Origin of the sequence: Nocardiopsis sp. NPDC101807 (assembly GCF_044766605.1) — a bacterium.
GTDB classification, from domain to species: Bacteria; Actinomycetota; Actinomycetes; order Streptosporangiales; family Streptosporangiaceae; genus Nocardiopsis; species Nocardiopsis tropica.
In genome coordinates, this window is sequence record NZ_JBIWMK010000003.1 from 728368 (window position 1) to 742485 (window position 14118).

13 protein-coding genes and 1 CRISPR repeat array are annotated in these 14118 nt (G+C 72.0%); of the genes, 2 read left to right on the forward strand and 11 right to left on the reverse strand.

What is annotated here, in order from left to right:
• Positions 1-23 precede the first annotated feature (23 nt).
• Positions 24-431, forward strand: coding sequence for a hypothetical protein (locus ACIRPH_RS12640; RefSeq protein WP_402913143.1), 408 nt, complete (start codon positions 24-26; stop codon positions 429-431).
• An 86-nt stretch (positions 432-517) separates the two neighbouring features.
• Here the strand turns inward: ACIRPH_RS12640 and ACIRPH_RS12645 are convergent, their stop codons facing one another.
• The 3 genes from ACIRPH_RS12645 to ACIRPH_RS12655 form a co-directional block, all read right to left on the reverse strand.
• Positions 518-979, reverse strand: a complete 462-nt coding sequence (locus ACIRPH_RS12645; protein WP_402913146.1) for a PPOX class F420-dependent oxidoreductase — start codon at positions 977-979, stop codon at positions 518-520.
• Positions 980-1147: 168 nt separating this feature from the next.
• Positions 1148-1657, reverse strand: coding sequence for a hypothetical protein (locus tag ACIRPH_RS12650; RefSeq protein ID WP_402913149.1), 510 nt, complete (start codon positions 1655-1657; stop codon positions 1148-1150).
• 275 nt (positions 1658-1932) lie between these two features.
• Positions 1933-2829, reverse strand: a complete 897-nt coding sequence (locus tag ACIRPH_RS12655) for a LysR family transcriptional regulator (protein WP_402913151.1) — start codon at positions 2827-2829, stop codon at positions 1933-1935.
• A gap of 101 nt (positions 2830-2930) precedes the next feature.
• Here ACIRPH_RS12655 and ACIRPH_RS12660 point away from each other — a divergent pair, with 101 nt between their 5' ends.
• Positions 2931-3413: a PACE efflux transporter gene (locus ACIRPH_RS12660; RefSeq protein WP_402913154.1), complete on the forward strand. Its 483-nt coding sequence runs from the start codon at positions 2931-2933 to the stop codon at positions 3411-3413.
• Between the two features lie 14 nt (positions 3414-3427).
• A CRISPR array of direct repeats spans positions 3428-4250; the repeat unit is 28 nt; unit sequence GGGTCCATCCCCGCGTGCGCGGGGAGCA.
• Positions 4251-4347: 97 nt separating this feature from the next.
• Here the strand turns inward: ACIRPH_RS12660 and cas2e are convergent.
• From cas2e to cas3, 8 genes are all read right to left on the reverse strand, one after another.
• The gene (gene cas2e / locus ACIRPH_RS12665; protein WP_267945507.1) at positions 4348-4698 is read right to left on the reverse strand and encodes a type I-E CRISPR-associated endoribonuclease Cas2e; all 351 of its coding nucleotides are present in this window, start codon (positions 4696-4698) and stop codon (positions 4348-4350) included.
• Positions 4695-5651 (reverse strand): type I-E CRISPR-associated endonuclease Cas1e, encoded by a 957-nt coding sequence (gene cas1e / locus ACIRPH_RS12670; protein WP_402913158.1) that lies wholly within the window; start codon positions 5649-5651, stop codon positions 4695-4697. Before cas1e ends, cas2e begins: the two co-directional genes overlap by 4 nt.
• Entirely contained in the window at positions 5648-6391 is a 744-nt protein-coding gene (gene cas6e, locus ACIRPH_RS12675) for a type I-E CRISPR-associated protein Cas6/Cse3/CasE (protein WP_402913161.1), read from the reverse strand. The genes cas1e and cas6e overlap by 4 nt, the downstream gene beginning before the upstream one ends.
• Positions 6391-7110: a type I-E CRISPR-associated protein Cas5/CasD gene (gene cas5e, locus ACIRPH_RS12680; protein WP_402913163.1), complete on the reverse strand. Its 720-nt coding sequence runs from the start codon at positions 7108-7110 to the stop codon at positions 6391-6393. The genes cas6e and cas5e overlap by 1 nt, the downstream gene beginning before the upstream one ends.
• Positions 7107-8294 carry a type I-E CRISPR-associated protein Cas7/Cse4/CasC gene (gene cas7e / locus ACIRPH_RS12685; RefSeq protein ID WP_402913166.1) on the reverse strand — a complete coding sequence of 396 codons (1188 nt, stop codon included), beginning with the start codon at positions 8292-8294 and terminating at the stop codon, positions 7107-7109. Before cas7e ends, cas5e begins: the two co-directional genes overlap by 4 nt.
• 133 nt (positions 8295-8427) lie before the next feature.
• Complete coding sequence (gene casB / locus ACIRPH_RS12690; protein ID WP_402913168.1) at positions 8428-9132, reverse strand: type I-E CRISPR-associated protein Cse2/CasB; 705 nt, start codon at positions 9130-9132, stop codon at positions 8428-8430.
• The gene (gene casA / locus ACIRPH_RS12695) at positions 9129-10790 is read right to left on the reverse strand and encodes a type I-E CRISPR-associated protein Cse1/CasA (RefSeq protein ID WP_402913170.1); all 1662 of its coding nucleotides are present in this window, start codon (positions 10788-10790) and stop codon (positions 9129-9131) included. Before casA ends, casB begins: the two co-directional genes overlap by 4 nt.
• 43 nt (positions 10791-10833) lie before the next feature.
• Positions 10834-13749, reverse strand: coding sequence for a CRISPR-associated helicase Cas3' (gene cas3 / locus ACIRPH_RS12700; protein WP_402913174.1), 2916 nt, complete (start codon positions 13747-13749; stop codon positions 10834-10836).
• Between the last annotated feature and the right edge of the window lie 369 nt (positions 13750-14118).

Here is a 14118-nt window from a genome sequence, read left to right on the forward strand (position 1 = left end):
GCGAGCCGACGGAAGGGGGGACGATGGTCGGGCAGATGCCGACAGGGGTGGCCGCGGTCGCGGTGATCGCGACGCTGCCGGTCGTGGTGTTCTTCTTCGTGCTGTGGGTCATCCGCAGGGACACGATCCGCAAGCAGGGGGCCGTACGCTCGCCGGACTACTGGAAGGAGCGGCCGGACGGCCGGCGCTACCCGACCGGTGGGGGCGAGGACCGGGACGGGGAACCCCCGGAGGCGGGAGGCGGGGCCGGCCCTCCGCCGGGGAGCGGCCCGCCGGGGCGGGGCCCGGGTGAGGGCGGGGAGCCGGGACGGGCCCCGGGTGAGGGCGGGGAGCCGCCGCAAGGGGCCGGTGGGACGGAGGGTTCCGGGCGCGGAGGCGGACCGGAGGGCCCCGAGGGGCCCGGCCGGGAGGGCGGACCGCCGGAGCGGTAGGAGACCGCCGCGCGGGGGCCGGCGGGGCCGCCGGGACGAGGCACGGAGGGCCGCGCGGACACCGGTCCGCGCGGCCCTGCGCCGTGTCAGACGCGGTCGGCGGGGAACCCGCCGGTGGCGACCGGGCCCCAGCGCCTCGGGGTGATCCGGACCAGGGCCTTGCCCTGCCGGCGCATCGCCTCGCGGTACTCGTCCCAGTCCGGGTGCTCGCCGGAGATCACCCGGAAGTACTCGACCAGGGGCTCCACCGCCTCCTCCCCGTCGATGACCTCGGCGTCGCCGTCGATCTGGACCCAGGGGCCGTCGAAGTCCTCGGAGAGCACCACGATGCTCACCTTCGGGTCGCGGCCGGCGTTGCGGGCCTTGGCGCGCTCGGGGTAGGTGGAGACCACGATGCGGCCCTCGGTGTCGACCCCGCAGGTGACCGGCGAGGCCTGCGGTCCGCCGTCGGCCCGGCGGGTGATGAGGAGCCCCTGGTGGCGGGGGCGGGCGAACTCCAACAGACCGTCGAGGTCGACCTTGGTGTTGGTGGCGATCGAAGGGCTCATCTTCTCGCTTTCGCTGCTCAGGGTGTCCGCGCTGTGCTCACGAACCGGGTCAGCCTAGTGCTCCGCCGAGGGGCGGACCAGGCCCTGGCGGACCGTGTCACGGGGCTCCCCCGCACGGCGTGGGTCGGCCCCCCTCATGTGGCGGCGGCAGCGAGTCCGACCGACCTCCTAGGCACGGAGGAACCAGTTGTAGATCCGCCTGTCCTCGTCGCTGATGAAGAGGTACATACGCAGATCACCGCCGTCCCGGTCCAGCCCGAAGCCCCACGAGTACGATTCCGAGGGGCCTGTACGCCAGCGCTCCCTCGTGGGCACCCGGTAGGGCGAGTCCTCCGGAACCTCCTCGGTCGCGGTGGTCTCCACCAGGGTGAGCATGACCCGGGGGCCGATGTGATCGGTCTCGTAGACTTCCCACTCCCCCGTGCCCGTGACGCGCCACCCCTCGTCGAAGTCCATGCCCCCGCCGTCGAGCCTGTGGAATTCGGCCTCCCCACCCTCGTGGAGGGTGACACTACTCCCCTCCCAGCCCAGCCACGTACCGACCAGTTCCTCCTGGGCGACCTCGCGCACCTGGGGCACCGGGAAGTAGCGGTGGACGAGCGTGCACCCGGTCGTTCCGAGGGACAGGGCCACCAGAAGCACGGCCGTCATCGTCACACTGCGTGAAACACGTGGCATGGCACGATCCTCCGCGTCGACTCACCGTCCCCCTCATCCTTCACCAAGGTTCCGGAGCCGGACATCCGGGGCGGCAGGAGTCATGGCCCACGACTCGGGGCCCGGCACGGTCGGCCGGACACACACGCCGAGCGCTCGGCAACGGTACCGACCCCTGAAACGGCTACCCGGAGTCAACTCCAGGACCTCTCCGTGCCACCGGGCCGCAGAGCACACAGGAACGGAGCCGGGCGCCCCGTATGCGGGGCTCCGGCCACCGGAGGCGCGGCCGGGGGTCAGCCCCGGACGCGCCAGTCCCGGCCCATCCGGTCGACCAGCTCCCCCGCCGCCTTGCGGAGCGGGCTGCCGCGCAGCCACACCAGCTGCACCGGCATGGCCAGGCCGTTCCTGAGGTTCTCGAACTCCATCACGCGCACCGCCCCGGCCGCGGCCCTGCCCCGCACCACCGGCATCGGCAGGTTGGCCCACCCGACCCCGCGCTCCACCAGGCCGAGCGCGGTCTCCACCGAGTTCGCGCGCCAGTAGGCGTCCGAGACGACGAGCCGCCGCTCCGTCAGCTCCCGCTCCAGGCTGGACACCACGATCTGGCGTGCCCCGGCCAGGTCCTCCAGCCGCCGCAGGTCGGCGGGGATCCCGAAGGTCTCCACGGAGGCGGACGCCACCGCCACGAACGTCTCCTCCGCCACGTTGAGGAACACCTCCTCCCGGTCGTTGCGGGTGCGGGCGAACATCAGCGCCAGGTCCACGGTCCCCGAGTGCAGCTGCTCGCGGACGTCGTCCTGCGGGGCGTCGGCGATCTCCACGGAGAGCAGGGGGTGGCGCGCCGCGATCTCCGCCACCGCGTCCAGGAGCGGCCGGTGGTCGACCCCCGCCGACACCCCGACCGTGAGCGTGCTCTCCAGGTCGTCGGAGAGCTCGACCGCGTGGGCCTGGAGCAGGCGCAGCCTGCTCGCGACCAGCCGGGCGTGCGGCACGAGGGCCTGCGCCCGCGCGGTGGGGACGGGCTCACGCCGGGAGCGGTCGAACAGTGGGTAGCCGAGTTCGGCCTCGATGTTGGCGATGCCCATGCTCACCGCCGAGGGGACCCGGTTCAGCGCGCGTGCGGCGGCCGAGAAGGAGCCGTGGTCGACCACGGCGAGGAAGAGGTCGATGTTGTCGCTGGAGAGACCCACGTCCTGTCAACCGTTCTGAAAGAAGCTGACTTTTTCCATCACCTTAGCTGACGTTAGCGTCGGTCCCTGTTGCATCCGGAAGATCCCGAAAAGAGTGCGAAGTGCAAGGTCTGAAGCGCAAGCTGGTGTACGTGGGCGGCTACGAGGTCATCGGCTTCGCCGTGGGCACCGCCGTGATGACGGCCCTGACAGGAAGCGGCCCGGGAACGACGGCCCCGCTCGCGATCATGATCGCCACGGTGGCGGCGCTGTGGAACATGGCCTTCAACTACCTGTTCGAGGCGTGGGAGCGCCGGCAGGTCAGCCGCGAGCGCACGGTAAGGCGCAGGATCCTGCACGCGGTCGCGTTCCAGCTGACGCTGGTGTGCTACCTGATCCCGTTGATCGCGTGGTGGCTGGACATCAGCCTGGTCCAGGCGTTCCTGCTGGACCTGGTGTTCATCGTCTACATCCCGTTCTACACGTTCGGCTACAACTGGGCCTTCGACAAGATCTTCGGGCTGCCGTCCTCCGCCATCGCGGAGCCTGTTCCGGGGGCTCCCGTCCAGGAGTCCGTGCCCTCCCCTGCCCCCGAACGTCCCTGAGGGAGGCCGAGGCGGTCGTCATCCCCGCGTGCGCGGGGAGCACAAGGCGAGTGAAGCGAGGACGTTCTCGGCGCCGGGTCCATCCCCGCGCGTGCAGGGAGCACTCCTCGCGTTGCAGCGCCTTGACCGATCCGGGGGTCCATCCCCGCGTGCGCGGGGAGCACGGGTTCGCGGTGACCTCGCTGCTGTCCGACATGGGTCCATCCCCGCGTGCGCGGGGAGCACCAGGTTGATCTGGTCCTGGAGGTCCATGAGCGGGGTCCATCCCCGCGTGCGCGGGGGAGCAGAGTACCCGGGTTCGGGCCCGGTTCCAAGCGATGGGTCCATCCCCGCGTGCGCGGGGAGCAGGCTGCCTCGTCGACGTGGTCCTCGGCTGCCACGGGTCCATCCCCGCGTGCGCGGGGAGCAGCGGTACTCCAGGTATCCGCGTCTCACGGTGCCGGGTCCATCCCCGCGTGCGCGGGGAGCACCCGTTCTACTTCTGGGGCTTGGGCTTGTTCTTGGGTCCATCCCCGCGTGCGCGGGGAGCACGGGGAAAGAAAAAACCGATCCGGCCAGGAGCTGGGTCCATCCCCGCGTGCGCGGGGAGCACCGGCCTCGAGCGGAGGCCATGCCCACGTGCACGGGTCCATCCCCGCGTGCGCGGGGAGCACCTGTACGGGAGCCAGCGCGCGAGCGAGGGTCGGGGTCCATCCCCGCGCGTGCGGGGAGCACGAGGCGGACGCGCGGACGTCGATCCAGGTGCCGGGTTCCATCCCCGCGCGTGCGGGGAGCACTGGGGGCCTCCTGACGCGCAAGCAGGCGCACGGGGTCCATCCCCGCGTGCGCGGGGAGCACGTCAACGACCTGGGAACTTACCAGTGACAAGCGACCGATTTTCCAACTTCTCGAGAAGCAGACACCGGACCCACAACGCTCATACCGAACACAAAGCTCACCTTCCCCCGAAACGCCGCCGCTTCGACGCCTTGCTCCACCCGGTCTTCGGCACCTGAGCGGCCTCGACCGCCGCCTTGCGAGGACGGTGAATGAGGGTCAGCCCCTCGTGGTCCACCGGCTGCCAGTGGTGCTCGAAGGTCTCGAAGGTGAACCCCTGCTCGGAGTCGTTGCTGTACGCCAGCAGCGCCCTGCCGTTCCCCGCGTACTCCTTCACCTCCGCCCACAGCGCCTCCCTGACCCTCCGCGACGGGTTGCCGATGAACACCCCGGCCGAGATCTCCAGCAGCCACCGGGTGAGGAAACCCCGCAGCCCCGGCGGGCACTTGGTGAGGACGACGACGGTCACCAGACCACCTCGTGGGAGTAGTCGCGCCCGGCTTCGAGCAGCTCTCCCCGGTCGCCCACCAACCCGACCACGTCCGCCTCACCCTCCCGGCCGTCGTCCCTGTCGTGCCCCTGACCCAGCAGGAGCCTCTTGATGTCGTCGACACACCGGTCCAGCAGCTTCTCCTGGTTGATCCGGTCCCGCAGCAGCCGACGCGTCACCCCGTCCACGTCCTCCTCGCCCTGCGCCGCCGCGTCGAAGGCCACCGGGATACCGATCTCCACCTTGTACAGGTCGGCGACGTCCATCACGAACCCCCGTTCGTGCCCCGAGTGGACGAAGCCCAGCCCCGGGCTGCACCCGAGTGCCGTCGCCACCGCGTGCGCCACCCCGTAGAAGCACTGGGCGGCCGAGGTGATCGCCTTGTTCGGCGCGTCGGAGTTGTCGTGATGGCCCGGCGTGTAGCGCCGCCCGTGCCAGGGCACACCCGTCCGCTCCGCCTCGGCCCGGTAGCACGCCTGGACCCGCTTGCCCTCCTTGCCGAGGAGTTCCTGGCGGCCGAACCGCTCCACGTCCAGGTCGGGGAACCGCATCCGGTACATCGCCCGCGCGACGTCGAGGCGGCTCTGCCGGTTGGCCCAGGCCTTCGCCTGGGCCTCCACCAGGTGCGAGGAGCGCGTCAGGCCGCGGCCGGCCGCGTAGAAGCGCACCCCCTGCTCTCCCACCCACACGACGCTGGCCCCGCACTCCCCCAGGACGCTCATCGCCTGATGGGTCACCCTCGTCCCCGGCCCGAGGAGGAGGGTGCCGATCGTGGCGCCCGGGATGTGCCGCACGCCCTCGCCGTCCTCGGCGGTGATCGCGTTGTCGTCGCGGTGGACGACGCACCGCTCCAGGTAGACGAAGGAGAGCCGTTCGCCGACCCTGGTCAGTTCGCGCGGCGTGGAAGCGCGCCGCTTGCTCACCGTGGTCATCGGTCCACCTGCGCCAGGGTCATGAGGCCGCAGCCGTAGGCCTTGGCCCGCCCCAGGCCGGCGCAGAGCACGCGGCGCAGGGCGTCCGGGTCGGTGACGGTCAGCCTGCCGTCGAAGGTCGCGGTCACCAGGGGGACGCGCATACGGGACCTCCCCTTCTTCTCGGGACGGGGGTCGGCCTTGTCGAACCCTGTCGCGTCACGCCCGTGGACGACCAGCTCGTGTTCGTCCTCGCCCGGAATCAACTGCTGGTCGACCGGCCTGCGCACGACCTCGAAACCGTTCGCCTCCTGCCGCTGCAGCAGCCATCCCGCCTGGTGCCGGGGGGTGACGTGGGCGGTGACCTTGGTCGGCTCCCCGTCCTTGCGCCGGATGCTGTGCACGGGGTTGGCGGTGAGCCGGAACGCCCACGTCTGCCCCGTCTCCAGCCTGCCCAGGAATCCGCCGTAGTCGTGGGTCTGCCATCCGTCCCCCTCCGCCTTGGGCCACCCCGCCTGCTCCACCAGGTGGGTCAGGTCGGGCGCGGCCGGGCTCACGACGTACAGCAGCACCTCCGCCCGGGCGTTGCGGTCCACCCGCCACAGCACGCGCGGCGCCCCGGCGGCCCCCTGGTTCCCCGGGTCTCCCGGGAGCAGGTCGGGGAAGCCGCCCAGCACGGCGGCGTGCACGGCCTGCGGCGAGGACAGCAGCTTCCTGCTTCCCGGCCTGTTGGTGTTGAACCGGAATCGGGTGAGGTACATCAGCTGCCTCCCAGTGCGGACACGGGGTCGTGGTCGGGGGGTGCGGCGCGGCGGACCAGCGGGTTGGGCACACGGACCGCCCCCGGGGTCACCGCGCGCAGGGCGTAGCGCCGGTGCAGGGGGTTGAAGCTGAGCGGCAGGTCGCGCAGGGTGTCGGCCCGGGTCTGCCCCGGGGCGGCGTCGACGAGGGTACTGAGCTCCACCAGTTCCTCCCCCTTCCACCGCCGCTGCCGCTGGAACCAGCGGGAGGCCTGCCAGGGCGTGCGTTCCAGGACGCCCTCGACCGTGCCGTCGACGGGGGGACCCAGGTCCACGGGCCGCGCGGGCAGGCACGAGCGCCGGCCCAGGTAGGGCAGGTACACGGGTTCGCGGACGGCCCGGTACAGGTCGGCGACCAGTTCGGGGTCGCCCTCGACCGCCGCCACGAACACCGCGTCGGACAGGTAGAAGCGCTCCGACACCGGCATGGAGACCCCGGTGACCAGGTGTTTGGCGGTCTGGTAGTCGCGCACGCGCACGCCGGGCTGGTCCACGCGCACGCCGAACCGCAGCGCGGCCAGGTCGGAGAGGTCGGCGGTGCGGTCGCGTCCGAGGGCCGCGGCGAGCAGGCCGACGATCCCGCTCTTGGTGGGGGCGTTCTCGGTGCCCCGGCGGGCGAACCGGGACGCCGACCCCCACGCCTGGAGGGGGCCGGCCAGGACGAGGGGCAGGGCACTCATGCCGTCGGCGCCTGACGCTGCGCGACGGCCGCGCCGACCTGGTCGACCAGCTCGGGGAGGGAGACGACGGAGCCGAGGCCGGAGAGCTTGGCGGTGCGCTCCCCCACGTGCACGACCCAGGTGTCCACGCCGTCCTCGGCCCCGTAGGCGCGCTCGACCTGGGAGACGTGGTCGGCCAGGCGCTCACTGGCCTCGGCCACGTGTCCGGCCCCGGATGTCACCGGCTCCTCGAACGCCCCCACGAAGCTGATCGGCCGGGAGTCGCGCAACTTGACGACAACCGCGTCGGGCAGGGTGTGGTTGCCGAAGGTGTTGATCTTGCCGGTGGGCAGCGACTCCACGAACCCGCGCACGAACGCCTCGACCGCGCGGCGCAGCGGCTCGGTGACGGGCTCGTCCTCGCGCAGCCCCTCCCCCAGGTTCTTCCTGAGCAGGTCGACGTCCACGGCCGCGTACCGGTACAGGGTGGCGGAGTTGAACTCGACGGTGCCGATCATGCCGGCGCCGGTCTCCTCGTCGGGGTTCCGGTCGTCCACGGCCGTGTAGTAGTCGGACTCGTTCTCGACGGCGTGGACGCTGATGGCGTGGGCGACCTGCGCGGCGGCGTCCACGTTGATGTCGGCGCCGTCGGCGACCATGCGTCCGAACAGGGCGATGTCCACCGAGTGCCGGGTGTCGGCCACGGACTTGGCGCGCGCCTTGTTCTCCTTCTCCTTGAGGAACGCCTTGATGTCCTCGCGGCCCTCCAGCGCGAGTGCGGCCAGGCCGTCCCGCTGCTGGGCGCTGAGGAACATCAGGTAGGCGGACTCGGGGGCGGGTTCCTTCGTGCCGTTCTTCTTGGCGGCGTCGGCCTTGCGCTTGGGCACCTCGATCTTGGAGCCCGTGGCCGTCTGCACGGTCTCCGCCGCGAGGACGAGCGCCTCGGCCTCCTCCACCGAGGGGTCGAGCTCACGGATGCGGGCGGCGATCAGCTCGGCGACGCGCTTGGTCCGGGTTCCCAGTTCCTGCGAGTCGAGGAGGGCGTCGAACGCGAGCCGGGTGGCGCGCTTCCACGCCTGGCTGGAGACACGGGACCGCTTGACCCCGCCGTAGACGGCGGTCTTGGGGGCACCGGTGTCGTCCCTGTTGAGGTTGCTGGGCGGCACGGTCTGCAACACGTGCACGTCGAGAATGGTGCGGCTCATGGTGGTGTCCTCGTCGTCTTGTCGGTGCCCGTCAGGGCACGTGGGAGGGGTCGGCTGACAGCGCTGCCGGGGCAGCGCGAGGGATCTGCTGGTCGCCCCCGGGGCCTGCACGGTCCGCCGGGGGCGGCGGTATTCAGCTCTCCGGGGCGGCGTCCGGGCCGTCCCCGTTCGGGGCGCCGGTTTCGGAGTCCTGTGCGGCGCCGTCCGCACGCTCGGACCGGTGGGCCTGGAAGCCGCGCCCCCAGACCCGGCGCACCCGGGCGGCCCCCGCCGGCGTGCGGGCGTCGTGGAGCTGGTCGGCGAGGAGCCCGTAGTCGAGCGGGATGTCCTCGGTGCGCAGGAGGCTGACGATGCCGCGGAGCCGGTCGAGGCGGGTGGCGTGGTCGGCGGCGCTCCCGGCCTGCACGAACCTCTTGCGCAGGGGTTCGTCGATGTCGCCGCCGGGCATGAGGCGGCGCACGGCCCCGCCGAGCCCGCTGCCCCGCTTGTGCATGCCCCGTTCCCGCTTGGACTGCTGGTGCAAGGCGTAGAGGGTGAGCGCCTCGTGGGCGGCGGCCTCGGCCGCCTCGGTACGCGGGTCCTCGACGGGGAAGGTCTCGTAGAAGCGGTGGTCGAGGGTCAGCCCCACCAGTTCCGGGACCGCCTCGATGGGCTTGCCCGCGCCCCGGCGCAGCTTGGCCAGGGTGGAGACGGCCGTGGAGAGGTCCTTGAGGTAGCCGCCCTGGAGGGCGCGGACGCGCTCGTCCACGAACGTGCCGACCTCCCGGAGCTCGGGCACGTAGGCCGTGTTCGCGGCGGAGCCCTTGGGGGCGGGGGTCGATGTGCTGGTGGTGGTCACTGCTGTGTCTCCGGGTCGTCGGTGGTGGCCATGGGGAGCGCCCTGCGCAGTGCGGAGCGGAAGCGCAGGTCGGCGCGGGAGGCGGTGAGCCAGACCGGGCCGTTCTTGGCGGCGACGACCCGCCCGGTCCAGGAGGCCTCGCTGGCGGAGTCGAGGAGGTCGTCACCGATGCCGGACACGATCTGACGTGCCGTGAGCTGCCACTGGCGGCGCTGTTCGGCCGGGTAGAGCGGGTTGTCGGAGGGGCGCAGGTCGCGCAGCCACTTGCGGAAGGGCTCGTCCAGGGCGGCGAAACCCCGGTCGCGGGCGGTGGCCCTCGGGGCCTCGGCCTCCGCGCCCGCCGCCTCGGCCAGGGCGGTGGCCAGGTCCCCGAGGACCATGACCGCCTCCTCTGCGTCGTTGACGGCGTCGACGGCCGTCTGACCGAGCGCGCTGTCCTGCTCGTGCAGCAGGACCACGGGCATGGCGACGGTGTCGTCGACGATCTCGTCGATGACCGACTGCTGGGTGCCGTAGACCGCGCCGACCAGGCGCGTGCGGATGAGGAAGCCCTTGTCCAGGAACCCCTCCACCGTCAGGCGCGCGATCCAGTCCAGGACCCGGGGTCGCACGACCTTGGCGGCCTCGCGGCGCTGTTCGGCTCCCCGCACACGGCCGGTGACCAGGGCGGCGAGGCCGCGCCAGGCGCTGCGGGACGGGTCGTGGTCCCGGGGCAGGTAGACCTGCTCCTCACCGAGCTTCTTCTCCTGGGCGGGGCTGCGCCGCCAGGCGGTCATGGGTTCGCGGTCGTGCTTGTTGCGCGGGGTGAGCGGGTCGCCGTAGGCGAGCAGGACACCGTGGACGGCTTCGCCGTCGTGGTGCAGGCGCACCCTTCGGCTCTGCCAGGTGTAGAGGTCGCGCAGGCCGTGGGGACGGGTCTGCGCCTCCGCTCCGCCGAGGGCCTCGGCGGTGGCCGGAGGCTGGCGCCAGGCCGGGAGGTCGTCGGGGCGCGAGCGCAGGTTGTCGGTGTCGCGGGGCAGCAGGTTGAGGAGGAGGGTCGCGCGCAGGTCGTCGCCCTCCACGTAGACGCCGCCGAGGTTCCCAGACCAGCCCACGCCCTGCGGGTAGACCTTGCCGCCCTTGACCCGGGGGTCGCCCACCACTCCGGACTTGATCCCCGAGGTGTCGTAGGCGTGAGCGTGCAGGAGCCAGCGGGCGGCCTCGGCGAAGCCCAGGCGTTCGGCGCCGTGTGCGCGCATGGTGAAGAAGCGCGCGTTGTTGGGCACGTCGGCCACGATCGGATCGAGGGAGGAGTACTCGCCCTTGGTCGTACGCAGGTCCGGGACCTGGAGGAAGGGCGCGGTCGGGTGCAGCAGGTCGAGGCGGTCGCGGTGCTCGTGGAGGTAGTCGCGGACGCGGTCCGCGGGGAGGTCGCCCTCGCCGCCGTTCCACAGCTCCGCCCAGTCCTCGATGTCCTCCGGACCGTCGATCGCGTCGTGCAGGACGGCCAAGAGCAGCCGAAAAAGGGCGAAGTCCTGGGTGGGCACGTCACCGACCAGGCGCCGGACCTGCGCAGCCTGCTCGAAGACCTCGGTGAAGGAGAGCTCGGCCTCGGTCCCGTCGAGCCGCTGGACGGGGATCCAGGGCCGGCCGGTCAGGTCGAAGGAGGGCGGGGGCATCGGTGGGGACGCGTCTGGTGAGGGTGACGCTGGCCCGGAGGCGTCAGTCGGCACGGTGGACCTCCAGTCCGTCGGTCGGGGTGTAGTGCAGCCGGAAACCGGCGAGTTCGGCGCGGTCGTCCTCGTCCAGGAAGAGGACGAGCTCTTCGGCGATCCAGTGGGCATCCTTGGTCTGCCAGGCGTGGACGACGTCGGTCTCGAGTTCGGCGATGGCTTGGTCCAGCTCCTTGGGGAAGGTGAACTGGTAGGGCAGGCGCAGCGCGGAGGCGGCCAGGGCCCGCGCGGCGGCGGGCGGCGGCGCGCTGTCGGTGGGCAGGTCCAGTCCGCCGCGCCCGTCGGCCAGCCACGGAACGGTGGTCACGGTGCCGTCGGCGGCACGGCGTGCGACCAGGACCTCCAGGCTGTCTCGGGTGTCGCGGACCTGTGCTTTGCCGGCCTGGGTGTCCTCGGCGTCGCCGACCCCGGCCTCGATCCAGCCGATGAGCGCCCGTCCGTCCCGGGCGGCCGGTTTGAGCAGGAAGGTCTGGGCCTTCTCCTCCTTGCCCGCCTGCTCGGTCTCGTGCGCGCCGAGGGCCTGCGCCACCGCCTCCTCCCACGTATCGGGGGCGATCGGCCCGTCGCCGTAGGCGTCCTGGACCAGGGGGCTGATGTCGTCGGGGAGACGGACGGTGCGGACGGTGTCCGTATCGGTGGACTCAGCCTCCAGACGGGTGCGGAGCACGGCGAGCGCGCGCAGGAGGGCGTACTCGCCGTAGACCGTCCGCGAGCCCCGGACCGGCGTGGGCGGCACTTCACTCCAGTCCACGCCGGTGACCAGGCAGCGGGCCCGGCGCACGCGTTCGGGCCGGTCGGACTGGTCCTGCCCGCGCGGGTGGCGGTGCAGGCGGCCCATGCGCTGGAGCATGAGGTCGACGGGGGCCAGATCGGTGACCAGGAGGTCGAAGTCGACGTCCAGGGACTGCTCCACGACCTGGCTGGCGACCACGATGTGGCGGGCGGGGCGCTCCCCGCCGAGGTCGGCGACCTTGGCGGGCGGACCGTAGTCGGCCACCAGGGCGTCGTCGTTGGCGGCGCGGTCCAGGGCGAGGAACCGAGAGTGGGTGACGGTGACCGTGTCGCTGCCGAAGTGGGCGCGCAGGTGCGCGGCGGCCTCGTGGACGCGCGCGACGGTGTTGCGTACGACCAGGGCGCAACCGCCGTCCGACAGGGCCTCCTCCAGACGTGTGGTGAGAACGTCCAGGTCGTCGGCCAGGGGTTCCACGACGACGTCGGTGGCGCGGCCGGACGCGGCGAGGGTGTGCAGGCGGGGTACGGCGCCGGTCTCGGCCGTGGTGATCAGGGGGTAGGCGCGGGCCTGCCCGATCTCGTCGCACCCCTCCCCCGACGTGCCGGTGTAGGCCTCGGCCAGCTCGCGCCTGCGCCGGGCCGGCAGGGTCGCGGAGAGGACGACCACGGGGACGCCGTACCTGCCGAGCCAGGAGAGGGCGCGGTCGAGGTAGGCGTTCATGTAGGTGTCGTAGGCGTGGGCCTCGTCGATGACGACGACCTTGCCCGCCATGGCGAGGTGGCGCAGGGCCAGGTGCTTGCTCTTGAGACCGGTGAAGAGGAGCTGGTCGACGGTGCCGACGGCGAAGGAGGAGAGCATGCCCTTCTTGCGGCCCCGGAGCCAGCGGTGGGCGGTGAGGGCGGCCGGGGCGCGGCGCTTGTTGCCGGAGCCGCCGTCCTCGGCGTCGCGGTCGGTGTCACTGGCCAGGCGGCGTCCGCCGCCCATGAGCTGCGTGAACTCCTCGTTCAGGTGCGCCTTGGAGTGGGCGAGGAACACCGAGGCGGCCTCCTCCGGCATTCCGGGAAGGCGTTCGAGCCAGGTGAGGTAGCGCTCGAACATGGCGTTGCTGGTGGCCATGGTCGGCAGGGCGACGAAGCAGCCGCCCGCCCCGGACCGGGCCGCGAAGATCTCCGCGACGGCGAGGGCGGCCTCGGTCTTGCCCTCGCCCATGGGCGCCTCGACGATCATCAGGCCGGGGCCGGACATCTGCCGGGCGGCCTCGACGGCCTGCTCCTGGACGGGGCGGACGGTCGCGCCCTCGGGGAGGTCGAAGCGTTCCGAGAAGAGTTCCGCCGCGGTGCCCTCGGGCTCCTCGGCCTTCCACTGCTCGGGGAGGTCGAGGAGGCGCCAGGCCTCGCGGGTGCGCTCGAGGTCGGTACTGCGCTCGCCCGGGAAGTAGGGGAAGAAGTCGGAATTGCTGGCGATCCAGTCCGCGACGATGACCAGCGCGCTGAGGAGGACCTGCACGGTCTGCGGGAGCTTGAGCGACTTCCAGTCGGAGAACCGTTCGGCCGTTCCGGTGACCCGGGCGGCGGTGTCGAGGAGTTCGGTCTGGGCCGTCGACCAGGCGGTTTCGTGGCCAGGGGTGCGGAGGAGCTGGGGGTGCCGGTCGAGTTCGGCGATGGCCGAGTAGCCGGGCTGGACGCCGTGGTGGCCGCCGGCGACGATGGTGAGCTGGTGGGTGTCGCGGGGGTTCCAGCCGTGGTGGTCCACGAGCCAGTCACGCAGGATGAGCTGACCGGCGAGGCCGTGGGGGGCGAGGTTCCGGTCGGGCATCTGCTTCTGGAGGGGCATCTCCAGGCCGTGCGCGCGCATGTCGTCCGCGAGGTGTTCGACCTGGCAGGCGAAGGCGGGGGTGGCCTTGCCGATGTCGTGGGTGGCGGCGAGCCAGACCGCAAGAAGGCGGGCGTCGTCGGGGCCCTGCGGGAGTGCTGCGCTGACGTGGTCGCGCACCTGGGCGGGGAGCCATGCGTCCCAGAGCTTGTCCGCGACGGCGGCGCTGTCGGCCATGTGGCGGTACAACGGAAGCCAGCCGTCGGACTCGAAGTCGTGTTTGGCCCACACTGCGCGAGCGGCAGGGGACAACGCGTCAGCCCAGGTCAAGGGCTGGCCGTGAGGGGTCATGCTGGACATTCAATCGAACCGGCGAGAGATTTCGCGGGCTTTCTCGAACATTAGTCCGACCAGTTTCGGCCAGTTGCTACTCACGGGTTTCGCCACGGAATCGAGGCTCTTGTGGTATCTGGTCCCGTGGTTGTCGCATGCGGCAGGAGCGACAAGAACGACTGGTGAGGTCCGGGGCCATCCCTGCGTGCGCGGGGAACAGAGAAGGCGGACCTGATTGACGACCTCGGTCAAGGGTCCATCCCCGCGTGCGCGGGGAACAGGTGGACTGGAGGACCATGGCCGTGATGGTGGGGGGTCCATCCCCGCGTGCGTGGGGAGCAGCGGGTCAACCCGGATGTGCTCGTCGACCCGGAGGGTCCATCCCCGCGTGCGCGG

Coding starts and splice junctions, on each gene's coding strand:
- ACIRPH_RS12640 (WP_402913143.1), top strand. CDS start 24: ATGGTCGGGCAGATGCCGACAGGGGTGGCCGCGGTCGCGGTGATCGCG.
- ACIRPH_RS12645 (WP_402913146.1), bottom strand. CDS start 979: ATGAGCCCTTCGATCGCCACCAACACCAAGGTCGACCTCGACGGTCTG.
- ACIRPH_RS12650 (WP_402913149.1), bottom strand. CDS start 1,657: ATGCCACGTGTTTCACGCAGTGTGACGATGACGGCCGTGCTTCTGGTG.
- cas1e (WP_402913158.1), bottom strand. CDS start 5,651: ATGACCACGGTGAGCAAGCGGCGCGCTTCCACGCCGCGCGAACTGACC.
- cas6e (WP_402913161.1), bottom strand. CDS start 6,391: ATGTACCTCACCCGATTCCGGTTCAACACCAACAGGCCGGGAAGCAGG.
- cas5e (WP_402913163.1), bottom strand. CDS start 7,110: ATGAGTGCCCTGCCCCTCGTCCTGGCCGGCCCCCTCCAGGCGTGGGGG.
- cas7e (WP_402913166.1), bottom strand. CDS start 8,294: ATGAGCCGCACCATTCTCGACGTGCACGTGTTGCAGACCGTGCCGCCC.
- casA (WP_402913170.1), bottom strand. CDS start 10,790: ATGCCCCCGCCCTCCTTCGACCTGACCGGCCGGCCCTGGATCCCCGTC.
- cas3 (WP_402913174.1), bottom strand. CDS start 13,749: ATGTCCAGCATGACCCCTCACGGCCAGCCCTTGACCTGGGCTGACGCG.